Source organism: Bacillus sp. FG16 (assembly GCF_057809515.1).
The window spans coordinates 1-2,351 of sequence record NZ_JBMDKC010000213.1; the positions used below are offsets into that span (position 1 = coordinate 1).

The window sequence follows — 2,351 nt, forward strand, 5'->3', positions numbered from 1 at the left end:
TAGGTTCATTTTATAATTCCTCCTCTTTTCAGGTGTAAAGAATATAAAAGAGAGCCCCCGCGCCAGTTGGGTGCTCTCGAGTTTCGTCCGTACCTAGAAAGGGGTTCCTATGAGTGAACTAAGACAACGGAGGTTGTCCTATACTTCTACTATATGCTTGTCTTTATCAAAAGGTGCAACCGTAAGAGAGCACTCCATCGGTAAGTGCTCTCTCTTCAAGAATATAGGCAACTGGAATTACAACCGTTCTATACCAATATACGTTCTTTCAACCGCATTATAACTACAACTGTCTTTTTCAACTAAAAAACACCCGTTTTCACGAGTGCTTTTCAGATAGAAAGGTAACGATCATGCCTCATTCTATTTACTGTACTATATGCTTGTCCGCTTTAAACTGTGCATATGAAAAGAGCACCTGTGGAGGATGCTCTCTAGAAAGGTTTGGCTTATGAGCCTTTTTATAAAAAAGAATAGACTTGCAATCGGCACTATTATCTTATGTTTTCTTTCTTTATTTTGTTACTATCATTACGGTACGTGATATTTTGATGAACCTATATGTTAAACCCTTTTCACACCTATCTAAGGCTCTCATCTATTGTCCTACAATTTCCGCATAAATTCTCCATTTTTTCGTATCAGGTTCTACATCAATGTAATTGATTCTATATGTATATCCTTTATCTAACAGTATTTCCCTTTCATCATGGACACTACCGATTCCCACATATGCTCCTTTTGTCCCTTGTGGAACTGTTAAATAGAAAATAATATCTTTGGCAAAAGCTTTATTACGAAGAATGCTTGTACTCATAAATCCTTTTTCCACTAATACCTTTCCTACTAATTGTTCGCGACCTTTCTTTGTTTGTAATAAGTCTTGCAAGGCCCCTAATGCATTTGCACCTGTTCCTCTATATACAACAATATCTTCAGGTATCGGCATTTTGCTAAGTGCAGCACTAATATAACTTATATTTTTTCCAATATCACTAGTTGCACTCACATTTGCATCTGTTCTTAATTTTTCGTTCAATACCATAAATCCACCTTGTGTATAATAATCAACTGCTTTTACCTCTTCTGATCCAAGAGAGAATCTCCAATTACCATAGTTTTGCTTGGCCCACTGCATTGCATAACCACTATCTTGTCTAAATTCTATTGGAGCTGCGAATGCTTGTGTCATTACCTGCGGCATGATAAAAGTCCCGCATGTAAAAGCTAATGTAGAAACAATGATAATTTTTTTACTTAATTTCTTGAACAATATAATCTACCTGCCTCTCAATCTATAAATCGTTCCAACTTCCACCATCTAATTCTGGCATGTGTCACAAGAAAAAGAAAGTAAACAAAAAAACAGATTCTTTTTGTACAGATTGAGTGACTTTTTATCACTTTATAATAAATTGGTGTATATGTGCTCTTACAACATTATCCTCGTGATGCTACTATCTACTATTTTCAAATCTAAATAAAAGGAGAGCACCCTACAGAATGCTCCCCTCTATCAACGGATACATACAATCTGCACCATTGAAGCTGGTTTCGGATTTTTGATACCACATAATTGAACCGTTTAGAATATACATGTTTCCCTTGTGATAGGTGATTTCCGTCACCATTCACTTTCCCATACTACCATAATACTTCATTTTTTAGGGCCAAAAGTGACATGATAGTGACATCTTTTATCTTTCTCCCAGTCTTTCCGCGATTGCGTACACAATTCCATCTCTCCAACGTAAAGCTGTTCGTTTGGTGATGTGCAGCTCTTCTGCGATTCCGTCCCATGTCTTACATTGGGGTTTCGTCCAGTATTTTAATTTGACCAGTCTTTGTTTCTCTGGTTCTAACAATACATACACATGTTCAATCGTATCTGCTAATTCTTCTAGGCGTTTGAGTTTTTTATGTACCGTTAATTTTGTTGCGATACGTTCTGTTGGACGATTTGGAAGATTCCTTCTTCCACCTCCGATATTCTCGTCATCCTGCGAAGAACAGTACATCAGATTCTTTCGTAAGAATGCAATTTCATGCAAGGGATCGCCGTAACCATATAATTCACTCTCGATATATTTAAAAGTCGCGCCTTTCAGTTTCCCTGTTGGGCTTTCTATCATCGAATCCCTCCGATTCTTCCACACTTACTCCTTGTTTTTTGTTCGGTATAATCCTCGTTTGATAAGTTGTCTACGTAAACTATTCCCGTAATATCCAAATTGACGCGCAATTTCCTCATAACTTTTCCCTTGCTTATGAAAAGTGACCGCTTGTTTACACAACTTGGTCATCTCCCTGTCAAGTAGACAGAAATAAAAAGAGTATTATGCCACGGCCTT

General features: G+C 37.3%; 3 protein-coding genes. All 3 read right to left on the reverse strand.

Going from position 1 to position 2,351, the window contains the following annotated elements:
- Positions 1-598: 598 nt before the first annotated feature.
- Entirely contained in the window at positions 599-1,273 is a 675-nt protein-coding gene (locus tag ACODS7_RS31655; RefSeq protein WP_098679671.1) for an ADP-ribosyltransferase, read from the reverse strand.
- A gap of 424 nt (positions 1,274-1,697) precedes the next feature.
- Entirely contained in the window at positions 1,698-2,132 is a 435-nt protein-coding gene (locus ACODS7_RS31660) for a DUF722 domain-containing protein (protein WP_488828521.1), read from the reverse strand.
- A 24-nt stretch (positions 2,133-2,156) separates the two neighbouring features.
- Positions 2,157-2,294 carry a hypothetical protein gene (locus ACODS7_RS31665; RefSeq protein WP_488828523.1) on the reverse strand — a complete coding sequence of 46 codons (138 nt, stop codon included), beginning with the start codon at positions 2,292-2,294 and terminating at the stop codon, positions 2,157-2,159.
- Positions 2,295-2,351: the final 57 nt, after the last annotated feature.

What these genes read in the sequence shown, in the direction of transcription:
- ACODS7_RS31660 (WP_488828521.1), bottom strand. Translation starts at nt 2,132, where the DNA reads ATGATAGAAAGCCCAACAGGGAAACTGAAAGGCGCGACTTTTAAATAT.